This window comes from Blautia sp. DFI.6.71 (assembly GCF_020593585.1).
Lineage (GTDB): Bacteria > Bacillota > Clostridia > Lachnospirales > Lachnospiraceae > Blautia_A > Blautia_A wexlerae.
Map to the genome: position 1 here is coordinate 1 of NZ_JAJDMJ010000155.1, position 540 is coordinate 540.

General features: G+C 45.6%; 2 tRNA genes and 1 rRNA gene. All 3 read left to right on the forward strand.

Going from position 1 to position 540, the window contains the following annotated elements:
• The first annotated feature begins 106 nt into the window (after positions 1-106).
• The 3 genes from rrf (at position 107) to LJE12_RS19695 (ending at position 399) form a co-directional block, all read left to right on the forward strand.
• Positions 107-224 (forward strand): 5S ribosomal RNA (gene rrf, locus LJE12_RS19685).
• A 5-nt stretch (positions 225-229) separates the two neighbouring features.
• A tRNA-Ala gene (locus tag LJE12_RS19690) sits at positions 230-302 on the forward strand.
• Positions 303-325: 23 nt separating this feature from the next.
• Positions 326-399, forward strand: a tRNA-Ile gene (locus LJE12_RS19695).
• The last annotated feature ends 141 nt before the right edge of the window (positions 400-540 follow it).

Sequence of the window (540 nt, forward strand, 5' to 3'; positions counted from 1 at the left end):
GGTAGCCGTATCGGAAGGTGCGGCTGGATCACCTCCTTTCTAAGGAAGAAGTAGAGTAGAATGTGTTTTACTGTTGAGTTATCAAGGAAAACTGAATAACAACATTTCTGGTAGTGATGCGCTTAGGGGACACACCCGTTCCCATCCCGAACACGACGGTTAAGACCTAAGCGGCCGATGGTACTGCACTGGAGACGGTGTGGGAGAGCAGGTGGCTGCCAGATCAAATGGGGATGTAGCTCAGTTGGGAGAGCACCTGCCTTGCAAGCAGGGGGTCGAGAGTTCGAATCTCTTCATCTCCACTGAAATCGAAAGATTTCAAGATGGGCTTATAGCTCAGCTGGTTAGAGCGCACGCCTGATAAGCGTGAGGTCGGTGGTTCGAGTCCACTTAAGCCCATTGGCTTATAAAAATTTAGCCGTGAGGTTAAGTGTTAAGCCTGATATAAATTGTACCTTGAAAACTGCATACATGAAATTTGATTAAAAGTTAATCAAATATCCTTGATACAAAACGTTAAGAGATATGAGAGTATCTCAT